Origin of the sequence: Steroidobacter sp., assembly GCF_036406195.1 — a bacterium.
Classification (GTDB): domain Bacteria; phylum Pseudomonadota; class Gammaproteobacteria; order Steroidobacterales; family Steroidobacteraceae; genus Steroidobacter.
Window position 1 is genome coordinate 395,967 of sequence record NZ_DASWVW010000016.1, and the last position, 19,738, is coordinate 415,704.

The window sequence follows — 19,738 nt, forward strand, 5'->3', positions numbered from 1 at the left end:
GACACCCGTGCCGTCGGGTCAACGGAGTCACCGCTCGACGAGCGGCTTCGAATTCTTGGTGCTCTCTCCGTTGCTTCGCTTCGATTCGTTGTCGTGGTGATTCCCTGCCAGAAAATCGCGAAAACGTTGCCCGAAGATTGAAAGAGGCCGCTCCACGGAGCGATGCAGGTAAATGTGAAACGACCGGGACCTTTCAAGCGGCACGGCGACGAGGTTCGGAAAAGCGTTTCCCGCCATTGTGAACTCATCAACCAGCGCAATACCGCAGCCCTGTTCCGCAAGCGCGCACGCCGACTCGGCGAAGCGCGCGACGGTCAAGAAACTCGGTTTGATGCCGGCCTGCGCAAAGAGAGATTCCACTACTTCGCCGTGCGGCGTCGTGGGTTCGAAGCCTATGATTGGCTGATCAGCGATGTCCTCCGCCATCAACCGCTGCTTCTGTGCCAATGGATGCCCGCGCGGTACTGCGCATACCAGAGTACCCGCGGTGAATGCGTCGGTCTCGATCTGCGGATGAGTGATCGGGAATATCGTGCAAGCGCATTCTCCCTGACCGAAGACCAGATACTCGATCACCTGCGACACCGACAGGATATCGAGCTTTATGGGAAGCGATGGATACGCACGGCGCAGGCGTGCCAGAGTGCTTGGCACGATGAATCGACCAAGGCTGGGCGAGGAGCCGACAACGAATCTTCCCGTTTGCCCGGTCACGATACGCTGCACGAAGTCATTCAAAGAAGCGAGGTGCGAATGCAGAGACTGCACTTCGCGAAAAATTGCCACCGCCTCGGGTGTGGGTTGCACGCGCCCCTTCTCGCGGTTGAAGAGCTGAAGTTTCAGCCGCCCCTCTGTGTACTTGATCATGCGGCTGACATTGGGCTGCGACACATTCAGGATTTTCGCCGCGCCGTTGATGGAGCCTGTTTCCATCACTGCGCGGAAGTATTCGAGCTGCTTGAGAGTGAGCTGCATGGCTTTTCGTCGCAGGAGAACCGAAGTATGTAGTTAAGTGATACCAGGTAGACAAAATGGAAATGGCGCCTCGGCATGCCTAGCTCGTATTTTTTGCGAATTGCGAGCTTCCGGAACACCGAGATGCGGGAAAGTTTCAATGGTAAAAGAATTTAGCGAAGTCGAACAACAGTTGATAGATCCCATGATCGAGCGTGCTCGGGCCGCGATGCACGAAGTGAAGGATTACGATCAGGAGCGCGTCGATCGGCTCTGTCGAGCGCTCGGTTGGGCGACCGCGAACGAGAAGACCTTTTCGCGCATCGTGCAGATGAGCATCGCCGAGAGCGGCTTGGGCGACCCGGAAGGCAGGAAGGAGAAGCGTAACAAGATTATCGGCGTGCTCCGCGACGCCTTGCGGCAGAAGAGCGTCGGTGTGATCGAGGAGTTGCCCGAGAAAGGCATCGTGAAGTACGGCAAGCCGGCCGGAGTCATCGCTTCGTTGGTGCCGACGACGAACCCGGAATTGACACCGCCGTATACGGGTATCTATGCACTGAAGTGCTTGGATGCAGTGATCTTCTCGCCGCATCCGCGTTCCCGCCGTACGACGTACGAAATGGTGAACGTAATGCGCGAGGCGCTGCGTCGCCAGGGCGCGCCGGCGGATCTTTTTCAATGCATCGAGCGGCCGAGCATCCCCCTGACACAATGCCTCATGGCTAGTTGCGACTTGACGCTCGCGACGGGCGGCCAGCCCATGGTGCGTGCCGCGTACAGTTCTGGCAAGCCTGCGTACGGTGTCGGCGCCGGCAACTCGACCATGGTCATCGATGAAACCGCCGACATCGATATCGCAGCTCGAAACACTCGCATTTCGAAGACCTCGGACTTTGGTTCAGGATGCTCCGCCGACGGCAATATTCTGATCGATTCGCGCGTGTATGCGCAGATGATCGAGGCCCTCATCAGGGAAGGAGGTTATCTGGCAAATGCAGACGAGGCGGCGAGGATCGAAGAGGTTCTGTGGGACGAGCACGGACATCGCACGCCAGACACCGTCGCTTGCCCGCCGCAAGTCATTGCAACTCGCGCCGGCTTCACCATTCCAGCAGACCGACGTTTCATCATTGTCGAGAACGATCGAATTGGAAAGGAGCACAACTACTCGCGAGAGAAGCTTACGACACTATTGGCAGTCTATCGCTACGAAGGGTTCGATCAAGCACTCGAGTTCGTGCGTCGGATCTATGAGGTGGGCGGCAAAGGGCATTCTTGCGGCATCTACTCGCACAATGACGATCATATCGATCGGCTCGCGCGGCTTGCTCCCGTAAGTCGCATGATGGTTCGTCAACCGCAGTCCAAGGCCAATGCAGGCTCGTTCACCAATGGGATGCCGATGACATCGAGCCTTGGTTGCGGTATTTGGGGCGGAAACATCACGAACGAGAATATTCACCTCAAGCACTTCATGAATGTCACTTGGGTCAGTCGTCCAATCCCGATGGATCGTCCACCGGACGCGGAGCTGTTCGGTGAATTTTACAACAGTGAGACCTGGTGACCATGAAGGAAACGATCGCAAATCAGTTGGTGCGCTATCTGGAACGGCGCGGTGTTCGACACGTCTTCGGGCTGTGCGGTCACACGAACATCGCTGTGCTTTCTGCCATGAAGGACAGCAAAGTCGAGTTCGTGAATGTCAGACACGAACAGGTGGCTGCACATGCCGCGGATGGCTATGCACGCGCCTCTGGGCGCGCGGCGGTTTTGTTGACGCACCTAGGTCCCGGGCTCACCAATGCAGCAACCGGAGTCGCGAACGCGGCGTTGGATTGCATCCCGATGGTGGTCATCGCTGGAGATGTTCCTTCGCACTATTTCGGCAAGCATCCACATCAAGAGGTCAACCTACATGCCGATGCTGCGCAATGGGAAATTTTCCGGCCCTTCGTGAAGCGGGCCTGGCGCGTGGATCGACCCGAGCTGCTCCCGGAAATTCTCGAGCGCGCCTTCCAGCTTGCAGAGACAGGGCAACCAGGTCCGGTTCTCATAGATGTACCGATGGATGTCTTCTCCGCTCAGATCGAGACGATGTACTTCGAGCGGCTAAATGCAGATGCTCATGCTGTCCGCAGGCCTACTCTTGATCGCCACACAGCGGTAACCATCGTCCAAATCCTTGCAGAAGCGCGCAGACCGGTTCTCTACGTCGGTGGCGGCATCCTCCTCGCCAAAGCATCGGAGGAATTGCGACAGTTCGCCGACCACATGCAGATCCCCGTGGCCCATAGCCTGATGGGCAAAGGAGCCCTCCGGGACGACCATCCGCTCGTGCTCGGCATGACAGGCTTTTGGGGGACGTCGCTGGTCAACCAGGAGTGTCTGTCTGCGGACTGGGTGATGGGCCTCGGTACTCGATTCAAGGAAGCAGACTGCAGCTCCTGGTATCGCGACTACACGTTCAATATTCCTCCGACGCGTCTGATCCACATCGATCTCGAAGCGTCTGAACTCGGGCGCAATTTTCCCACGGAGATCAGTGCAGTCGCGGATCTCAAGTCCGCCCTGGCTACGCTGAACGAAGTCGCGAGAGAGCTCTTTCCGGGCGGAAGGAAGCGCCCGGATGCGGTTCGGCGCATCGCCGAGTTTCGAGCAGAGTTCGTGGAGCGCAATCGCCCCATGGCTCAGAGCGATGCGTTCCCGATGATGCCTGAGAGGATTCTCGCGGAGGTAAGGGCGGCGTTGCCGCGCGACGCGATCATTACTACGGACGTTGGTTGGAACAAGAATGGAGTTGGACAGCAGTTTCCGATACTGACTCCCGGTAGCGTGCTGACACCCGGTGGATATGCCACGATGGGCTTTGGTCCGTCCGCTGCAGTCGGGGCAAAAATGGCTTGTCCGCAGCGAGCGGTCATTTCGCTCGTCGGAGACGGGGGATTCGGACAGAACCCGGCAGTGCTTGCAACAGCGGTTGAACAACAACTCGCAATCGTCTTTCTCGTGATGAACAACAATGCCTTTGGAACCATTGCAGGCTTGCAGAAGGCGGCGTTCGGTACCACGCACGGGACGCAGTTTCCGACGAACGTGGACGGCTGGCATGCTCAGAAGCCGGACTATGCGGAAATCGCGCGAGGCTACGGGTGCGAATCCGAACGTCTACGGAGTGCAGCAGATCTCGCGCCGGCCCTTGCGCGAGCTCTGTCTGCGCCGGGACCGTACGTCATCGACGTGCCGATGAAGAACAATCCGACGCCGACTACCGGACACTGGAACATTCTGGATATCTACTGCCCAGACAGATTGGTGGTTCACGCCGCGACAGACTGACCGTTTGTCGAACGGCGGGCGCGTTCGCCAACCAACAGGCCGGGAATCGCCCCAACTGACGATAGCAGAACCGAGGAAGCAATGAGTGCACGAGTACTGGTGATCAACGGTCCGAACCTCAACATGCTCGGCAAGCGGGAGCCAAAGACCTATGGCACCGAAACGCTTGCGCAGGTAGAGGCGAAATGCAAACGCGTGGGGGCAGAGTTGGGACTGGAGGTGACGTGTTTCCAGGCCAATTCGGAAGGACTACTGATCCGGGCGATACACGAGGCGCGCGAGACGCAGGATGGCATCGTCATCAATGCGGGTGCCTACACCCACACGTCGATTGCAATACGTGACGCGCTGTCCGCCGCGGAAAAGCCGATTGTCGAGGTGCACCTGTCGAATGTGCATGCGCGCGAGTCTTTCCGACACATCTCATATATCTCGGCAATCGCGATTGGGGTGGTGGTTGGTTTCGGATCGCTCGGCTACGAGTTTGCGCTCAAAGCTCTGGCACAACGGTTTCAGATCGGGGCGTAGCCTGCCAAGACGGTTCAATTCTCGGGTGGGTCGGGTGGATACAGGGCGCAGCGTGCGGTGACCAGACACTGGCGGGCAAACTCTTCCGGACCAAGTCGCAACTGCCGATCTCTATTGGGAAGCTCGATGGAGTATGGCATCGAAGGCATGTTGGCAAGGATGCCCGGAACATCGATGTTCCCCTCGCCAAGATATAGCCGCCCTTCGCGCGCGATGGACTTGAGCGAGGCCTCGTCAGTTGCGTAGTTCGCGGGGCCATCGCAGATCTGCGCGTAGTGAAACCACTCAGGGGGGACACTGGCTAGTTGTTCCGGTGTGCAATGGGAGCGATCAAAATGTAGCGTGTCGATGCAGATTCCAGCATTGTCGCATCGTGACGCGCTCACGATGTCTATTGCGGCGCTGAGAGTGTTGATGCTGGCGAACGTCACGAATTCCAGGTCGACAGTGATGCCAAACGGCCTGGTCAGCTCACACAGCTCAATGAACCGATCGAGCACAAAGCTGCGACCATCGCACCAGACACTGCACAATAGGTGTGCGCCACCCAGCTCGGCGGCGGCTTCGATGGCGGGTAGATAACTGCGCACATCGACGCCGGAATAGATGCGGGCCAGCTCGATGTCCAGCAAGCGCACACCGGTCGACGCGAGCGCGGCCTTCGTTCGCCGAAATAGGGCTCGATCCTTGCCGAGTGCATACGTGATTTCGTTTGGCAATCCAAGGGGAATGGCTCGCAAACTGACATAGTCATAGCCCGCGCGCGCAGCAATCTCCGTGAGCTCCGGTGGAGCCTGATCAAGCAACGTGAGGTGCGCGAGTGAGAACCCGAAGGCGCGACTTGCTGGGCGACGCGCCACAGCGGTGTGAACTGGAGCTGGCATACATTGGACCGGCCACGCTAGGTCCAAGAAATCTACTCAGCGCCTCGGTCATGCAGAATTTCCAATTTGTCGGTCGTGCATAACGCATCGGAATGCACGACGTTGCATAACAGCTCGGCATAACCTGGCTGCGAAAGCGAAATGGCTGCACAGGCCTGTCTCGAGTACTCTCTGAGCGTGAAGCGCAGGTCAATGCTCCCCGAGTGCCCAACAACAGTCGAAGGTGCGGTGTGAAGCACGCGATCGTCAGCGCCTCGCTGGCCGGTAGTCTGCAGCGAAAGATCGAGGCTATTGCCGCCGCCCAGTACGAGGGATTCGAGCTCTACGAGCCCGATCTCACCGTATCCATGCTGACGCCAACACAGATCCGGAACTTCATTGCGTCGTGTGGTCTACGCCTGCTGTCGCTGCAACCCCTGCGAAACATCGAAGGTCTTCCGGTCGAGCAATTCAGGCTGCGACTACGGTATGCGGAGCGAAAACTCGACCTTGCAGCGGAACTCGGCGCGGAGATGGTCATTGTTGCGAGCAATACCGGGGCCGAGGCGCTCTCCGATGATGCACGTGCCGCCGATCAAATGGCCCAGCTTGCCGAGCGTGCGCAGCAACGCGGAATTCGCATCGGGTACGAGGCGCTTCCGTGGGGACGTCACGTGACCGACTATCGGCATGCGATGAAGATTGTCGAACACGCGCGTCATGAAAATCTCGGCGTCGTATTGGACGGCTTCAACATATTGAGCGTTTGCTCCGAAGTGGATGCGATTCGCCATCTAACGCCAGAACGCATCGCCATGGTTCAGCTGGCCGACGCCATATCGCCGTGCGCCGACATACGTCATCACAGTCGACATCACAGGTGTTTTCCAGGGCAGGGCGCGCTACCTCTACGGGACTTCGTCAGCGCGGTACAGGCATGTGGTTACGATGGGTGGATATCGCTCGAGATATTCAACGACGAGTTTCAAGCCTCTCGCATCGACTTGACCGCGCTGGATGGCCGGAGGTCACTTACCTGGCTCGGCGTGCAAGAAAAACGCACCCCTGGTGTGGCGGCGATCGATGGCAACGTGCAAGGTCTCGAGTTCATCGAGTTTGCCACTGATCCTGATAGCCAATCGGAGCTGACCGCGCTTCTTGGGCATCTCGGTCTTACCGAGACGCATCGTCACAGGTCGAAGGACGTGAGTCTCTATCGTGCCGGCAATGTCGACATCGTCGTCAATCGAATGCGCGGCAGCCATGCCGCTGACTACTATGACAAGCATGGAACTGCGGTATGTGCGGTCGGTGTACGAGTTTCCTCTGTCGAGCCCGTCGTGGCGTGGGCCGAATCATTGCGATACGAGCGTTTCGAGAGCGACGCCGAAGTGGGCGAGCTTCGTCTGCCGGCGATACTCGGACCGGGAGATGTCTTGTACTATCTCTTGGAGGAAGACCCGCGCGGACGTACGTATCGCGACGTGGATTTCGTTCCGACCGGTGCTTCTCCGGGCGTTCAAGTTGCCTCGGTCGATCATCTCGGCCAGGTGGCGCGATCGGAATACTTCCACTCAACGTTACTATTTTACCGCACCATGCTCGGTCTTGATGCGGCGGCGCCTGTGGATCTCTGGGATCCGCATGGTGTCGTTCATAGCAGAAGACTGCGCAATGCATCCGGTGAAATTCGTATCTCACTAACAACCACGCGAGCATGGGCAGCAGCTCCCGGGCGATTCATCGATGCCTTCGGTGGAGCAGGAATCCAGGAAATCGCCATCGCGTCGGCGAATCTCCTGGACGTAGCTCGGCGTTTGCCGCGCGAGGCGATCTTGCCGATCCCCGCGAATTATTATCGCGATCTGTCCGCGCGGAAGCCGTTGGATGTGCAATTGCTCGCAGATCTCGAGCAGTTCAACGTCCTATATCACGAGGAGCAGACGGGGGCGTATCTGCAGCTCTACTTGCGCCCTGTCAGTGGGCTCTTCTTTGCGATCGTTCAGAGGCTGGGAGATTACGACGGATGCGGGGAGGAAGATGCCAGGGTGAGATTGGCTGCGCAGGAGGAAGATTGGCGCCGCGTACTCGCGGGCCCTTCACGGTCAGGTTCCGACTAGGCGCAGCGCGTTGCTTGCGGCGAGCGCGATCCACGATGAACGGATCCAGTGCTCGGCGAATTGGATTGAGATAGTCCTGCTAACTCGGCTGTGCTCGTCTTGCGTAGGATCTGTTCGAATGCCGTGCTGATGTTGGATCGAGAAGCGAACAGATTGCGGTGGCAGAAGAGCGGCAAGGATCCGGGTTCGGCTAATGGGCGCACGACAAGTTCGCTGTAACCGGCATCATGTGCGGACATTGCGTCGACAATCGTGAGCCCCATACCGTTCGCGGCAAATGCGCACGCGCTTTCTGCGAAGCGGACGAACGTCGAGACGTTAAACTCAATGCCGGCCTGCTCGCACATCTGAGCGATTATCTGGCCATGCGGGCTCGTGCGCGGAAATGACACGAGGCGCTCACGTGCCAGGTCTGCCAGGGATACCGCATTCTGCGTGGCCAGTGCATGTTGACTCGGCAGTACCGCCACCATGGGAATGCTGCCGAGAACCTCGTGCGTCAAATTGGGGTGCTCGACCTCATAGACGGTGAGCACATACTCACCCCGACCACTGACCAGATACTCGGGTACTTGATCCACTGAGAGAGCATCGAATTGAATGATCAATCTGGGATGGGCGTCTTTCAATAGGCGCATTGCTCGCGGGATGAACCTACGTGCAAGAGACGGCGAACCTCCAATGCAGAAGATCGCGTCATCGCCGGCTTTGAGTTGCCTTATGACGTGTTCGAGACGTTCAATCCCACCATGAATCTGCTGTATCTCTCGATACAGAACGTTGGCTTCCCTCGTTGGAATCAGGCGTCCTCGCACTCGGTCAAACAGCGGAAAACCCAACCGAGATTCGAGATGCTTGACGGTCTTGCTCACCACGGGTTGCGAGGCGTGCATCATCTCCGCCGCTGCAGAAACCGTGCGACCAACCATGACGGCGCGAAAGATCTCTATGTGTCGCAAGTTGAGCATGCTGTCCCTCGTGACAGAGCATCGACAACGTGGTCCCACAACGCAAATGCCAAAGCCGCCGTCCCCTATAACTTGAAGACATAGGCATGAGGGTGCCCTTCTGGAAGCTATTCCCTGGGCACATAGGGCACGCTCAATTTCTAAATGGCGGTGAGCCGTGGCGCCCTCTACGATGAAGACGTCCATTAGCGGCGCATGACCATGCAACGTAAACCCAAGAGTTTCCTTCTCGGCCTCATTGGCAGCGGGATTTCCGCTTCGCGCAGTCCACTGTTGCATGAATACGAAGCGGCGCGACAGGGGCTTCAGCTCGTGTATCGCCTGGTTGATCTGAAATCTCTGCAGATTCCGATCTCGAGCCTGGGAGAGCTGCTGCGGTGGGCCGAAAACTTCGGATTCGACGGATTCAACGTAACTCATCCTTACAAATCAGCTGTCGTTCCGCTGTTGACTTCGATGTCCGAGGAAGCGGCTGCCTTTGGCGCGGCGAACACCATTGTGCTTAGAGATGGGAGTTGGGCGGGTTACAACACCGATTGGTTCGGCTTCGCGGAAAGCCTGCGCCGCGGCTTGCCTGGTGTTCGAGTTCGTCACGTCGCTCAGATCGGGGCAGGCGGCGCGGGTGCTGCAACGGCTTACGCGATGTTGATGTTGGGATCAACGCGCGTGGGTATTTTCGACATTGATTGCAATCGTTCTAAAGCCCTTGCACAGATGCTTCAAGGGAAGTTTCCGACCCGCGAGGTTTTCGCTGCTGCCAATGTTGAGCAGGCGATCAAAGGCGTCGATGGGGTAGTCCTGGCTACACCAGTAGGTTCGATGAATCACCCTGGAGTGCCGTTCGATCCTGCTCTTCTGGATTGCAGGATGTGGGTCGCCGACGTGATTTACACGCCTGCTGAGACGCAGATGCTCGCTGCTGCTCGCGCACTCGGATGTCGCACCATCAACGGTGGCGGCATGCTGGTCTTTCAAGCTGCGGAAGCATTCAGACTTTTCACGGGCCACGCAGCCGATTCCAGCGAGATGATGTGCTGCTTCGAGCGGCAAGTGAGCCAATTGGAGTCGAGATGGCAGACAAGCGATGACGGCTATATACGATGAACAACTGCACACAGCATTTGTACGAGATGACATACAACGGTGTGAATCGACTCGGCTGGTGGCGCCGGGGCTATCTCACCCTCAGCGCGACACGCTTGCATTACGTCGGTGACGGAACGGTCTCGCAGTGGCCCGTCATCCCGCGGCGCGGGCGAGAGTCGCGAGGTGCTCGGCGTGGTTATTCCCATGCATCAATCTGAAGCGAAGTTGGACAAGGCGCAGCGTTGGTGGAACACGGAGATCATCGAGATAAAGCCCGGTGAGATTTACATCCGTGGCTATCCTATTCAGGAGCTCATCGGACAACTCAGCTTCGCCCAAATGATCTGGTTGATGCTCCGGGGCGACATTCCCAGCACGGCGCAGGCTCACTTGCTCGAATCCGCATTGGTGGCAGCTGTGGATCACGGCCCGCAGGCACCTTCGATAGCCATCGCCCGCATGGCTGCGACTTGCGGAACAGGCCTGAATAACGCAATGGGATCAGCGATCAATGTACTCGGCGATGTGCATGGAGGCGCGGGTCAGCAATGTATGGAGCTGCTTCAGCAAGTCAATGCACGATCGGAAGGTGGCGTCGATCTGGCAACGGCGACCTCGTTCGAGCTGGATGAATTCACCAAACGTCACGGCAAGATCATTCCGGGATTTGGTCATCGATTCCACCTCGTCGATCCTCGGGTGGCGCCGTTGCTCGAGCGCGTCAAACGTGCTGTCGAGCGAGGTGACGTGCGAGGGGCTCATTTTGCGGTTGCCGGCGCCATCCATGATGCGTTGAGACATCGCACAGGGCGAACGTTGTCAATGAATATCGATGGCGTCACTGCCGTCATCTATTGCGAGCTCGGGTTTCCGCCGCCCTTGGGACGCGGTTTGTTTGTCCTGTCGCGCTCGGTCGGCATTCTTGCTCACGCGTGGGAGCAAGAGCAGCGCGGTGAGCGAATCAAAGGCCCCATGCCCAAGGAAATCCCATACACCTACAGCGGCCCTGCGCGACGGCATCTCAAGAACCCCGTTTCTTCGTAGATGCAGCTGCGTCCGATCCCCGAGACTTTCGCGAACATGCACGCGGGCGACTTCATTGCGTGTCCAATATCGCCGAGGGCGAGCTTCGCCGCTCTGTGAACACACATTGAGCGCAGCCGCCATCGCAGAGCTTCGACGTAATCGAGGAGCGCACGGCGCGCGCATACAAGGGTTGCAAGCGTTCCCATGGCGTTGACAATGTACCAACAGGTACATATTGTACCGCCTCATCCGGCTCACCGAGCCGGCGGATCAAAGACGAGGAGAGGGGATATGGCCCATGCGACCGATTCGACACGCGTTCCGGACGATGTTGACCCACACGGAACGACTTCGGTGCAGCGGCACGTGCGCACTGATGGCCAGCTGAAAGTCGCAGTCTCCGCGCATCACATTCTTCACGCCATCTCCGCATTCCGTGTGGGTCTTTGTCATTTCCTCGCACTCTCAGTCCTCTGGCTGCTGTCGGCGGCGGCCAGCGCCAAGGTCGACGATGTGCCGGCGGTGCAGGTCGTGCCACGCGGCGATCCAGTGCAGATCTCGAGCGGTGCCGTGACAGGGAAGACACTTGCTTCAGGCGTCAGTGCGTATCTCGGGATTCCGTACGCCGCACCGCCGGTGCGCGAGTTGCGCTGGCGCGAGCCTCAGTCGATCCAGTGGCAGGGGGTATTCAACGCGGACCGCTTCATGCCCGAGTGCATTCAGCCGCTTCGCCGCAAGAACATGAACATGTACTTCGGTGAAGAGGCCACCAGCGAGAACTGCCTCTATCTGAACGTGTGGGTGCCGCCGGGGGCAAGACCGGACGCGAGGCTGCCGGTTGTCGTCTATATTCATGGAGGGGCCTTCACGATCGGATCGAGCGGCATGGCGCTTTACTGGGGCGAGAGCGTCGCGCAGCGTGGCGCCGTCTACGTCAGCTTCAACTATCGGGTGGGTGCGATGGGCTACATGGCCCACCCTGAGCTGACGGCAGCATCGCCGTTCAAACAGTCTGGAAACTACGGCCACCTCGACCAGATTCACGCGTTGAAATGGGTCCGCGACAACATTGAGAAGTTCGGTGGTGATCCAAGTAAAGTGACCATTGCCGGGCAGTCCGCGGGGTCCATCTCCGTCTCTTTGCTTCAAGTGAGCCCGCTCGCAAAAGGGCTGTTCTCGGCGGCCGTGGGACTCAGCGGCGCCACTTGGAGCGATGGCGGCGAGGGAATTCCTTCCTTGCAGGAGGCCGAACGCACGGGACTGCGCCTGCAGACCGAGCTCGGGGCGCATTCGATCGACGAGATGCGCCAGCTTCCCGCTGACCGCATTGCGGCCTTGCAGCTGGATTGCCAGCTCGGCTGCGGTGGCTCGATACGGATCGGATGGGCGAACCTCGATGGTTACTTTCTCACCGCCCAGCCCAAAGAGGTTTTTGCCAGACGTGAGCAGATGGACGTGCCGCTGATCCTGGGTTACACGGCCGACGAGTTCCCGAGCAAATTGTATTGGGTGAAGGACCTGAGCTCGTATCGCTCCGTTGCTCGAGAGCTCTTCGGGCAGCAGACCGACACCTTCCTGAAACTCTTTCCGGCACGAACAGACGCGCAAGCGCGAGAGATGGGAAGACTCGCTTCACGGGAAGGTGGGATCGGGCGCACGATGCGCAACTGGGCTGTAGTGCAGACGAGCTTCGGACAGCAGCCTGTGTACCTCGCGCTTTTTTCCCGGACGCACCCATACGTTGCTAATGTTGCCATTGCCGATCAGGATCCCTCGACAATCGGCGCCTATCACACTGGCGACGTGCCCTACTGGCTCGGAACACTCGATTCGCTGAACCTCATCCGCAAGACGCGCGAATGGACGGCCGCGGACCGCGCCTTATCGAACGCCATGCTGGGCGCGTTGGTTTCGTTCGCACAGTCCGGCGTCCCCAGCTCTGCTGAGCTTCATTGGCCGGCGTGGGGTCCCGCGAGCGAGGCCTATATGGAATTTGGATCTGGCGCACGACTGCAGCAGGCGAGTGGCGAGCAGTCACGCTTCATGGCTGCCCAGCCACATGCACAACCCACTGCACCCTCCAACTCGCCGGGCCTGCGGGACTGATGTGCTGTCGAGATCGTGCCAGGGGCATATTGACCAAGAATGTACCGAAAAGTACATTGTGAATGGATGGGCCCCTCCGGCCGCTAGCGTTCTCGCGGCTGCCGGGCAGGTCTCAGATATCGTGAATGAAGAGGTGCTTGGCGGCCTTTCTTCGTCAAGCAGGCTGCTTGAACGAAGCAGCGTCGACTCGCCCGAGCGGAGTCGACATGCAGAACAGACAACTCGAACCGGCGCCATCTCTTGTGACCAACAACGGCACGATCGGTCCTGAGCGATGGTCGCGGCTTCAAATGCTGGTTGTCGCACTGTGCTTCGTCATCAACATGCTCGATGGCATGGACGTCTTGATCCTGTCGTATGTGGCCCCGGCGTTTTCGGCAGACTGGAACATCGCCCCGGATGAGCTCGGAATGCTATTCAGCAGCGGGCTTGCGGGGATGGCAGCGGGAGGAATTCTGATCGCGCCGCTTGCCGACCGATTCGGCCGCCGCCCGTTGATCATCAGCGCGCTGATCGTATCCTCCGTTGCCATGGTGTCGAGCGGGTTCGTGGAGACGCTGGCGCAGTTTCTGGTGCTGCGCTTTGCGGTCGGAATCGGCATCGGAACCGTCCTGCCGAGCATGGCCGCGATCGTCGCAGAGTACGCACCGGAGAAGCATCGCAGTTTTGCCGTGGGTCTATTGCAGGCGGGCTATCCGGTCGGCGCGACGATTACTGGCTTTGTGGCGGCAACGGTCATACCGATTCACGGTTGGCGTGCGACGTTGATCGGTGCCGGCCTGATCTCGGCAGCAATGGTGCCGTTGACTATGTTGCTGTTGCCAGAGTCGGTACAGTTCCTTCGCGCCCGCATCTCGCAACCACATGGGAAGATGGCGGAGGCGAGTACCGCTCTTCGCTTTGGATCGAGCGGTGTCGCAGGGCTTGTGTCGGAAGGGCGCTTCGTAGCCACTTTGCTGCTGTGGACCGCGGTCTCCCTCGGTTTCATGACTCTGTACTTCATCATCAGCTGGATTCCGAAGCTCGCGATTGCGGCAGGTGTTAGCGAATCTCACGCGATCTATACCGGCGCGATCCTCAACATCGGGTCGTTCTCTGGCACGATCCTCATCGGCAGACTCTCGACACGACTCAAATTGCAGAATCTGGTTTGCGCGTTTCTCGTGAGTGCCGCGATTGTGTTGGCCGCATACGGCTCCATACCCATGCCCGCGATTCTCACGCTTTTCGCGGCGTTTATCGTAGGCTTCTTGCTTCAGGGCGGCTTCAACGGGCTCTATCCGCTGGCCGCCTCCGTCTATCCCGCGCATGTTCGTAGCACGGGCATCGGCTGGGCTATGGGAATCGGGCGCGTGGGCGCCGTGCTTGGACCCTTGCTTGGTGGTGTTCTGCTGGCACGCGAGGTGCCGTTAGCGGCAATCTTTGCGGTCTTCGGCGTACCCGTGTTGCTTGCGGGAGTCTGCGCGCTTTTTGTGCGAGCAGCCGATCCAGGCGAGCGAGCGGTTGCGACCTGTCCGGGCGGCTCGCGTCAGGGAGCCACGTAACGCACCACCGTATCGATCACGATCTGCCGTCTGGTGGCGAGGGCTGCCTTTGAAGTCATGTCATTGCCAAAGATCGTCGACAACGTGTATCGATTGGCGACGTGATGAAAGCACAAGGCGCTGATCGTGATGTGCAGCGCAAGTGGATCGATACCCGAACGAATGACGCCCGCCTCGACGCCGCGGTTGCAGATCTTGCGCAGCGTTTCGATAGCGCCAATATTCAGCTGGTTCAGATTCGGGAGCTCCGCCGTGTGGCGCGCATGATGGATGTTCTCCACCATCACCAATCGCACGAATTCTGGATGATCGTGATGGAAGTCGAACGATACGCTCACCAGCGCAACGAGTGCATCGAGGGGTGCAAGCTTGTCGAGATCCATGCTCGCATCGAGCGCACGCAGCTTGCGGTAGTTCTCCTCGATCACCTTGCGGTATAGGCCCTCCTTGCTCCCGAAATAGTAGTAGATCATCCGTTTGCTCGTGCGGGTGACCTGCGCAATCTCGTTCACGCTCGCTCCGCTCAAGCCTTTCTCGGCGAACTCCCTGCTCGCGACGTCGAGAATATCGGCCTTGGTGCGTTCCGGATCGTTGGTGCGCGATGGCAGCTCGCCCACCGGACGCCTCTTGAGTTTGCGCACCTTCGGCACCGAAGGACTCGCGTGAACGTGTTTGTCCCGGGCCTGAGCGGTAATCGGCTTTGCGATTTTCACGGCTGCACATTCTAGAGGCTTCGACCTGGATCCGCATCATCGAAGATCTATGTCTACGAGATCCGGCTCAATGGGGCAGATGCCGACAACTCCGCGAGGCGTTGTTGTCGAACCAGCTAACGCCGACCTTTCACAGGATCTTCCGTTGACAATGTACCGAGAGGTACATAACAATGTTGGCCCCATCACGGCAGGTAGGGTTCTCGTGAGATCTACGAAACAGCAGTGCTTCTCGGACGGGCGCCGGATGCATCGTCATTGCGAGAAGCCGGCGTGAGCAAAGTGGAGATCGTCGTCGCGGGAGCCGGTGCGATCGGCCGGCGTCACGTCGAGCTGATACAACGAAGCGAGCGCTGTCGCCTTCTCGCCATCGTCGATCCGGCTGATGCCGCCGCTGAGCTGGCAGCGCGCGCCGGGGTTCCGATCTACTCACGGCTCGCCGACATGTTGTCGAATCACCGGCCCGGCGGCGTAGTGCTGGCAACGCCAAATGCCGTCCACGTTGAAAACGCGCTCGAGTGCATCAAGGCTGGTGTCGCCACATTGGTCGAGAAGCCAGTCGCACACTCAGTGGCTGCGGCCATGCAGTTGTGTGAGGCAGTCGAGGCTGCCGGAGGGCGATTGCTCGTGGGCCATCATCGTGCCCACAGTCCAGTTCTCGCCCGGGCGCGCGAGGTTGTCCGCGCCGGGCTGCTCGGGACACCCGTGGCGGTGGTCGGAACCGCGTTGTTCTGCAAGCCCGACGCATATTTCGAACAGGCCGCGTGGCGGAAGGAGCCGGGAGGGGGGCCGATTCTGATCAATATGATCCACGAGATCGGCAATCTTCGCTCGTTGTGCGGCGAGATAACTTCCGTGCATGCGTTCGCTTCCAACTTCACGCGACGCTTTTCCGTGGAAGACACCGTCGCGATCAATCTCCGCTTTGCAAACGGCGCATTGGGAACATTCATGCTGTCAGATACGGCCGGGTCGGCTCGCAGCTGGGAGCAGACCTCGGGGGAAGATCCGGCGTATCCGACGCATCCGGACGAGGACTGTTACTTGATCGCGGGTACGTGCGGATCGCTCGCCATTCCCACGATGCGCCTGCGTAGATACGAGCGCGAAGAAGACAGGTCGTGGTGGAAACCGTTCGCGACAACAACGCTTGAGCTGCGCCGTGCCGACCCGTTGCAGTGCCAGCTCGAGCACTTCTGCGCCGTCATTCGCGGTGAGGCCGAGCCTTTGGTTACTGCGCGGGATGGATTGCAGAACCTCCGAGTCGTGGAGGCCATCTCCGCAGCGGCCCAGACCGGCCGAGTCATCGAAATAGTCACCGACCCCCGCAAGAGCATCGCGCCGGATGCGATCGTCGGCACTCCGGGCAGTTCCCAATCAACCCCGAGCCCATTGTGACGTGTGACCTATGATTGACTTTGGCCTGACCGATGAACAGTCGCTCCTGGTCGCTACCGTTCGCCGTTTCATCGAAACCGAGCTTCAGCCATTCGAGAAGGAGGTCGAGGAGACCGGAAAGCTGGACGAGCGCCATGCGAGGACCATCTTCGAGAAGTCGCGAGCTTTAGGCTTGTACGCGACCAACATGCCCGCAGAGCTTGGAGGGGGCGGGCTCTCGGCCGTAGACACCGCGCTCGTCGAAGAGCAGTTCGGCCATACCAGTGACATTCTGATCCGACGAGCCTTCGGTAACGTGTACGACGTGCTCCTGCTCTGCGACGACTTGCAGCGTGAGCGCTGGCTGCTGCCTGCCATTCAAGGCCGGAGAACGTGCTCCATCGCGATCACCGAGCCTGGTGCGGGCTCCGATGCTGCCGGCATCCGTACGCGCGCCAATCGCGATGGGCAGGGATGGCGCCTCACGGGTTCCAAGCACTTCATCAGCGACGGCCTGTTCTCGGATTTCTTTATCGTTTCAGCTGTGACCGATCCGGCTGCCGGCAGCCGCGGTATCTCGCTGTTTCTGGTCGATAAGGATCTGCCTGGAGTGAGAGTGGGCAAGGACCAGCCCATGATGGGACTGCGTGGCACGAGTCACGTCGAGCTCTTCTTCGATGACGTCCAACTGGACCAAATGACGCTACTCGGCCGGGAAGGGGAGGGACTGCGAGCAGCGCTCACAACGCTCGGTCGCGTGCGACTGATGCAAGTTGGAGCCCGCGCGGTGGGCAAGGCTGCTCACGTCTTGGCGCAAACGATCTCCTATGCGGGTGACCGACACCAGTTCGGCCGTCCACTGGCGGACTTTCAGCTCGTGCAAGGAATGATCGCGGACAGCGTCATCGACGTGGTCTCCGCGCGGCTGTTGGTGCGGCGAGCTGCATGGGAGCTCGATCAGGGCCGCGATGCACGCGAACTGATCGCGATGGTCAAGGTGCATGCAGCGGAAGCTTTGGGTCGTGTCGTCGATCGCGCGGTGCAGATCCATGGAGGCATGGGTTTTGCCAAAGAACTGCCGATCGAGCGGTACTTCCGTGACGCCCGGGTCTATCGCATCTTCGATGGTGCCTCCGAAGTGCACCGGGTGGCGATCGCACGCGCTGCCGTAAAGGCCGGCGCTCGTGCTTTCGATGAGGGGTACTAGCGTGCGGCGTGCGCAGTTCATATCGGCCGATGAGGCAGCTCGCGTTATCTGCGATGGCAACACCGTTGCTCTCGTCGGCGGCGGCGGCGGTCTTCTCGAGGCAGCGCATCTGTTCGAGGCAATCGAGCGGCGCTTTCTCGCTGCAGGCGAGCCCCGCAACCTGACGCTGATTCACGCGCTCGGCTTGGGTGACCGGAACACGACCGGTCTCAATCGCTTCGCCCATGAAGGCTTGGTTGCGAAAGTTGTAGGCGGTCACTGGGTCTGGTCGCCACGCATGCAAGCACTCGCGCGCGAGGAGAAGATTGCAGCTTACGTGCTGCCAGCCGGTGTGCTGATGCAGTTGTTTCGCGAAATCGGTGCCGGGCGGCCGGGACTCCTCAGTCACGTAGGTCTCGGAACGTTCATCGATCCGCGCATCGAGGGTGGCCGCATGAATCACTCCGCCCGAGAAACTCTCGTCGAGTACGTCACGATCGCAGGCCGGGAGCTCCTCTTGTACCGCGCGTTTCCCATCCATGTCGCTATCGTACGCGGCTCCCTCGCTGATGAAGATGGCAACATCAGTGTGCAGAACGAGGCCGCGAAGCTCGACGTGCAGGCAGTGGCACTTGCGGCTCGCAACAGCGGTGGAAAGGTCATCGTGCAAGTGAAGCACCGCGTGCCTGCTGGGTCCATCCCGGCACACCAGGTTCACATCCCCGCTGCCTGGGTCAGCGCCATCGTGGTGGATCCGAAGCAGCGTATCACTTACGACATCGAGCGAGACGCCGCAATCAACGGCTCGCAGCGGTGCGCGCCAAGCCCGCAAGCACCTGCAGTCCTCGATGTGCGCGAAGTCATCGCGCGACGCGCATTCAGGGAAATCAGCGACGGTGCTGTGGTCAACTTTGGGTTCGGTATTCCAGATGCAGTCGCACGTCTACTCGTCGAGCGGGGGCAGCAGCAGCGCGTCTTCACAACGATAGAGCACGGCATCTACGGCGGTGAGCTCATGACGGGCATGCAATTTGGCTTCTCGCGAAACGCGAGCGCCATGATCGATGCACCCACGCAGTTCGACTTCTACTCGGGAGGGGGGCTCGATCTGGCGTTTTTGGGCTTTGGCGAGATCGACGGCCGCGGCGACGTAAACGTCTCGAAACTCAACGGCACGCCGATCGGACCCGGTGGGTTCATCGATATCGCGCACAATGCACGACGGGTCGTGTTCTGCGGCACCTTCGATACGAGGGGCGCTCAGGTGAGCGTCGGTAATGGTCGGCTCTCCATTCTGCGCCCAGGCACGATTCGCAAGCTCGTGCGCAAGGTTGAACAGATCAGCTTTTCAGCCGCCAGTGCGCGCTCTCGGGGGCAAGAGATCACTTACGTTACGGAGCGCGCCGTCTTCCGTCTCCTCGATGGTTCCGTCACTCTGACGGAGGTTGCTCCTGGCTTGGATATTCGTCGCGACATCCTCGATCAGATGGATTTCCAGCCGCAAGTGCTCTCGGCCCCGCTGCTGATGAACGCGGCAGACTTTGGCGCCGATCCGGCGGCGCAGGGCAGTTCACAGATCTCATGAGCCGATCATCACGCGCCGACGCATGAGCTTCCTACCGATTTCCCGGACACCTTGTTAGAGGTGACCATCCATCTCGGGCCTGGCTACACCATGCCCGAACGCTGGCGACCAATTGCGCCCGGTCGCAACAACTGTTTCGTCGTCGGTTCGGATGCCGGCGGCGAACGCCTGCCTGACGCGCAATCCAACCTCCTTGCGATGACGCCGAGAATGAGTCCCAGTCTTGCGCGCGCCCTGTTTCATCGCGCCGATATCGGAAACCGAGAGGTACAAAATACGGGTGTATGGACGAAGAGATTCACCAGGTATGGCGTGGTCTGGTTCGTTCATGCGGAACAATGTC

Annotated in this window: 16 protein-coding genes; 11 read left to right on the plus strand and 5 right to left on the minus strand. The window is 59.5% G+C overall.

The genetic code is table 11. The features are described from left to right. Positions 1-27 precede the first annotated feature (27 nt). Positions 28-975: a LysR family transcriptional regulator gene (locus tag VGE08_RS07110; protein ID WP_331067160.1), complete on the minus strand. Its 948-nt coding sequence runs from the start codon at positions 973-975 to the stop codon at positions 28-30. A 139-nt stretch (positions 976-1,114) separates the two neighbouring features. On the opposite strand from VGE08_RS07110, the gene VGE08_RS07115 reads away from it, so the two are divergent. The 3 genes from VGE08_RS07115 (at position 1,115) to aroQ (ending at position 4,821) form a co-directional block, all read left to right on the plus strand. Further along, entirely contained in the window at positions 1,115-2,521 is a 1,407-nt protein-coding gene (locus tag VGE08_RS07115) for an aldehyde dehydrogenase family protein (protein WP_331067161.1), read from the plus strand. A 2-nt stretch (positions 2,522-2,523) separates the two neighbouring features. Further along, on the plus strand, positions 2,524-4,293 hold the full coding sequence (locus VGE08_RS07120) for a thiamine pyrophosphate-binding protein (protein ID WP_331067162.1): 1,770 nt from the start codon (positions 2,524-2,526) through the stop codon (positions 4,291-4,293). 81 nt (positions 4,294-4,374) lie between these two features. Continuing rightward, positions 4,375-4,821 (plus strand): type II 3-dehydroquinate dehydratase, encoded by a 447-nt coding sequence (gene aroQ, locus VGE08_RS07125; RefSeq protein ID WP_331067163.1) that lies wholly within the window; start codon positions 4,375-4,377, stop codon positions 4,819-4,821. A gap of 14 nt (positions 4,822-4,835) precedes the next feature. Here the strand turns inward: aroQ and VGE08_RS07130 are convergent, their stop codons facing one another. Continuing rightward, complete coding sequence (locus tag VGE08_RS07130) at positions 4,836-5,681, minus strand: sugar phosphate isomerase/epimerase (RefSeq protein WP_331067164.1); 846 nt, start codon at positions 5,679-5,681, stop codon at positions 4,836-4,838. A 254-nt stretch (positions 5,682-5,935) separates the two neighbouring features. Between VGE08_RS07130 and VGE08_RS07135 the strand changes: the two genes are divergently transcribed. Beyond that, on the plus strand, positions 5,936-7,804 hold the full coding sequence (locus VGE08_RS07135; RefSeq protein ID WP_331067165.1) for a bifunctional sugar phosphate isomerase/epimerase/4-hydroxyphenylpyruvate dioxygenase family protein: 1,869 nt from the start codon (positions 5,936-5,938) through the stop codon (positions 7,802-7,804). Here the strand turns inward: VGE08_RS07135 and VGE08_RS07140 are convergent. Beyond that, entirely contained in the window at positions 7,801-8,772 is a 972-nt protein-coding gene (locus VGE08_RS07140) for a LysR substrate-binding domain-containing protein (protein WP_331067166.1), read from the minus strand. The two genes, VGE08_RS07135 and VGE08_RS07140, sit on opposite strands and share 4 nt — an antisense overlap. Positions 8,773-8,973: 201 nt before the next feature. Between VGE08_RS07140 and VGE08_RS07145 the strand changes: the two genes are divergently transcribed. The 4 genes from VGE08_RS07145 to VGE08_RS07160 all read left to right on the plus strand — a co-directional run bounded on the left by VGE08_RS07145 (position 8,974) and on the right by VGE08_RS07160 (position 14,534). After that, a complete protein-coding gene (locus VGE08_RS07145) occupies positions 8,974-9,876 on the plus strand; it encodes a shikimate dehydrogenase (protein WP_331067167.1) in 903 nt (300 codons plus the stop codon). Between the two features lie 186 nt (positions 9,877-10,062). Beyond that, positions 10,063-10,902, plus strand: a complete 840-nt coding sequence (locus VGE08_RS07150; protein WP_331067168.1) for a citryl-CoA lyase — start codon at positions 10,063-10,065, stop codon at positions 10,900-10,902. Positions 10,903-11,100: 198 nt separating this feature from the next. Beyond that, positions 11,101-12,990 carry a carboxylesterase/lipase family protein gene (locus VGE08_RS07155; RefSeq protein ID WP_331067169.1) on the plus strand — a complete coding sequence of 630 codons (1,890 nt, stop codon included), beginning with the start codon at positions 11,101-11,103 and terminating at the stop codon, positions 12,988-12,990. A gap of 206 nt (positions 12,991-13,196) precedes the next feature. Further along, the gene (locus VGE08_RS07160; protein WP_331067170.1) at positions 13,197-14,534 is read left to right on the plus strand and encodes an MFS transporter; all 1,338 of its coding nucleotides are present in this window, start codon (positions 13,197-13,199) and stop codon (positions 14,532-14,534) included. Here the strand turns inward: VGE08_RS07160 and VGE08_RS07165 are convergent. After that, positions 14,519-15,247, minus strand: a complete 729-nt coding sequence (locus tag VGE08_RS07165; protein ID WP_331067171.1) for a TetR/AcrR family transcriptional regulator — start codon at positions 15,245-15,247, stop codon at positions 14,519-14,521. The two genes, VGE08_RS07160 and VGE08_RS07165, sit on opposite strands and share 16 nt — an antisense overlap. 273 nt (positions 15,248-15,520) lie before the next feature. On the opposite strand from VGE08_RS07165, the gene VGE08_RS07170 reads away from it, so the two are divergent. From VGE08_RS07170 to VGE08_RS07180, 3 genes are read left to right on the plus strand one after another with little or no spacing between them, the layout of a single operon-like run. Continuing rightward, entirely contained in the window at positions 15,521-16,645 is a 1,125-nt protein-coding gene (locus VGE08_RS07170; protein ID WP_349258653.1) for a Gfo/Idh/MocA family oxidoreductase, read from the plus strand. A gap of 13 nt (positions 16,646-16,658) precedes the next feature. Beyond that, positions 16,659-17,831: an acyl-CoA dehydrogenase family protein gene (locus tag VGE08_RS07175; RefSeq protein ID WP_349258654.1), complete on the plus strand. Its 1,173-nt coding sequence runs from the start codon at positions 16,659-16,661 to the stop codon at positions 17,829-17,831. Next, positions 17,818-19,395 carry an acyl CoA:acetate/3-ketoacid CoA transferase gene (locus VGE08_RS07180; protein ID WP_331067174.1) on the plus strand — a complete coding sequence of 526 codons (1,578 nt, stop codon included), beginning with the start codon at positions 17,818-17,820 and terminating at the stop codon, positions 19,393-19,395. Before VGE08_RS07175 ends, VGE08_RS07180 begins: the two co-directional genes overlap by 14 nt. Positions 19,396-19,449: 54 nt before the next feature. On the opposite strand, the gene VGE08_RS07185 is transcribed toward VGE08_RS07180, so the two are convergent. Continuing rightward, entirely contained in the window at positions 19,450-19,725 is a 276-nt protein-coding gene (locus VGE08_RS07185) for a hypothetical protein (protein WP_331067175.1), read from the minus strand. Positions 19,726-19,738 lie beyond the last annotated feature (13 nt).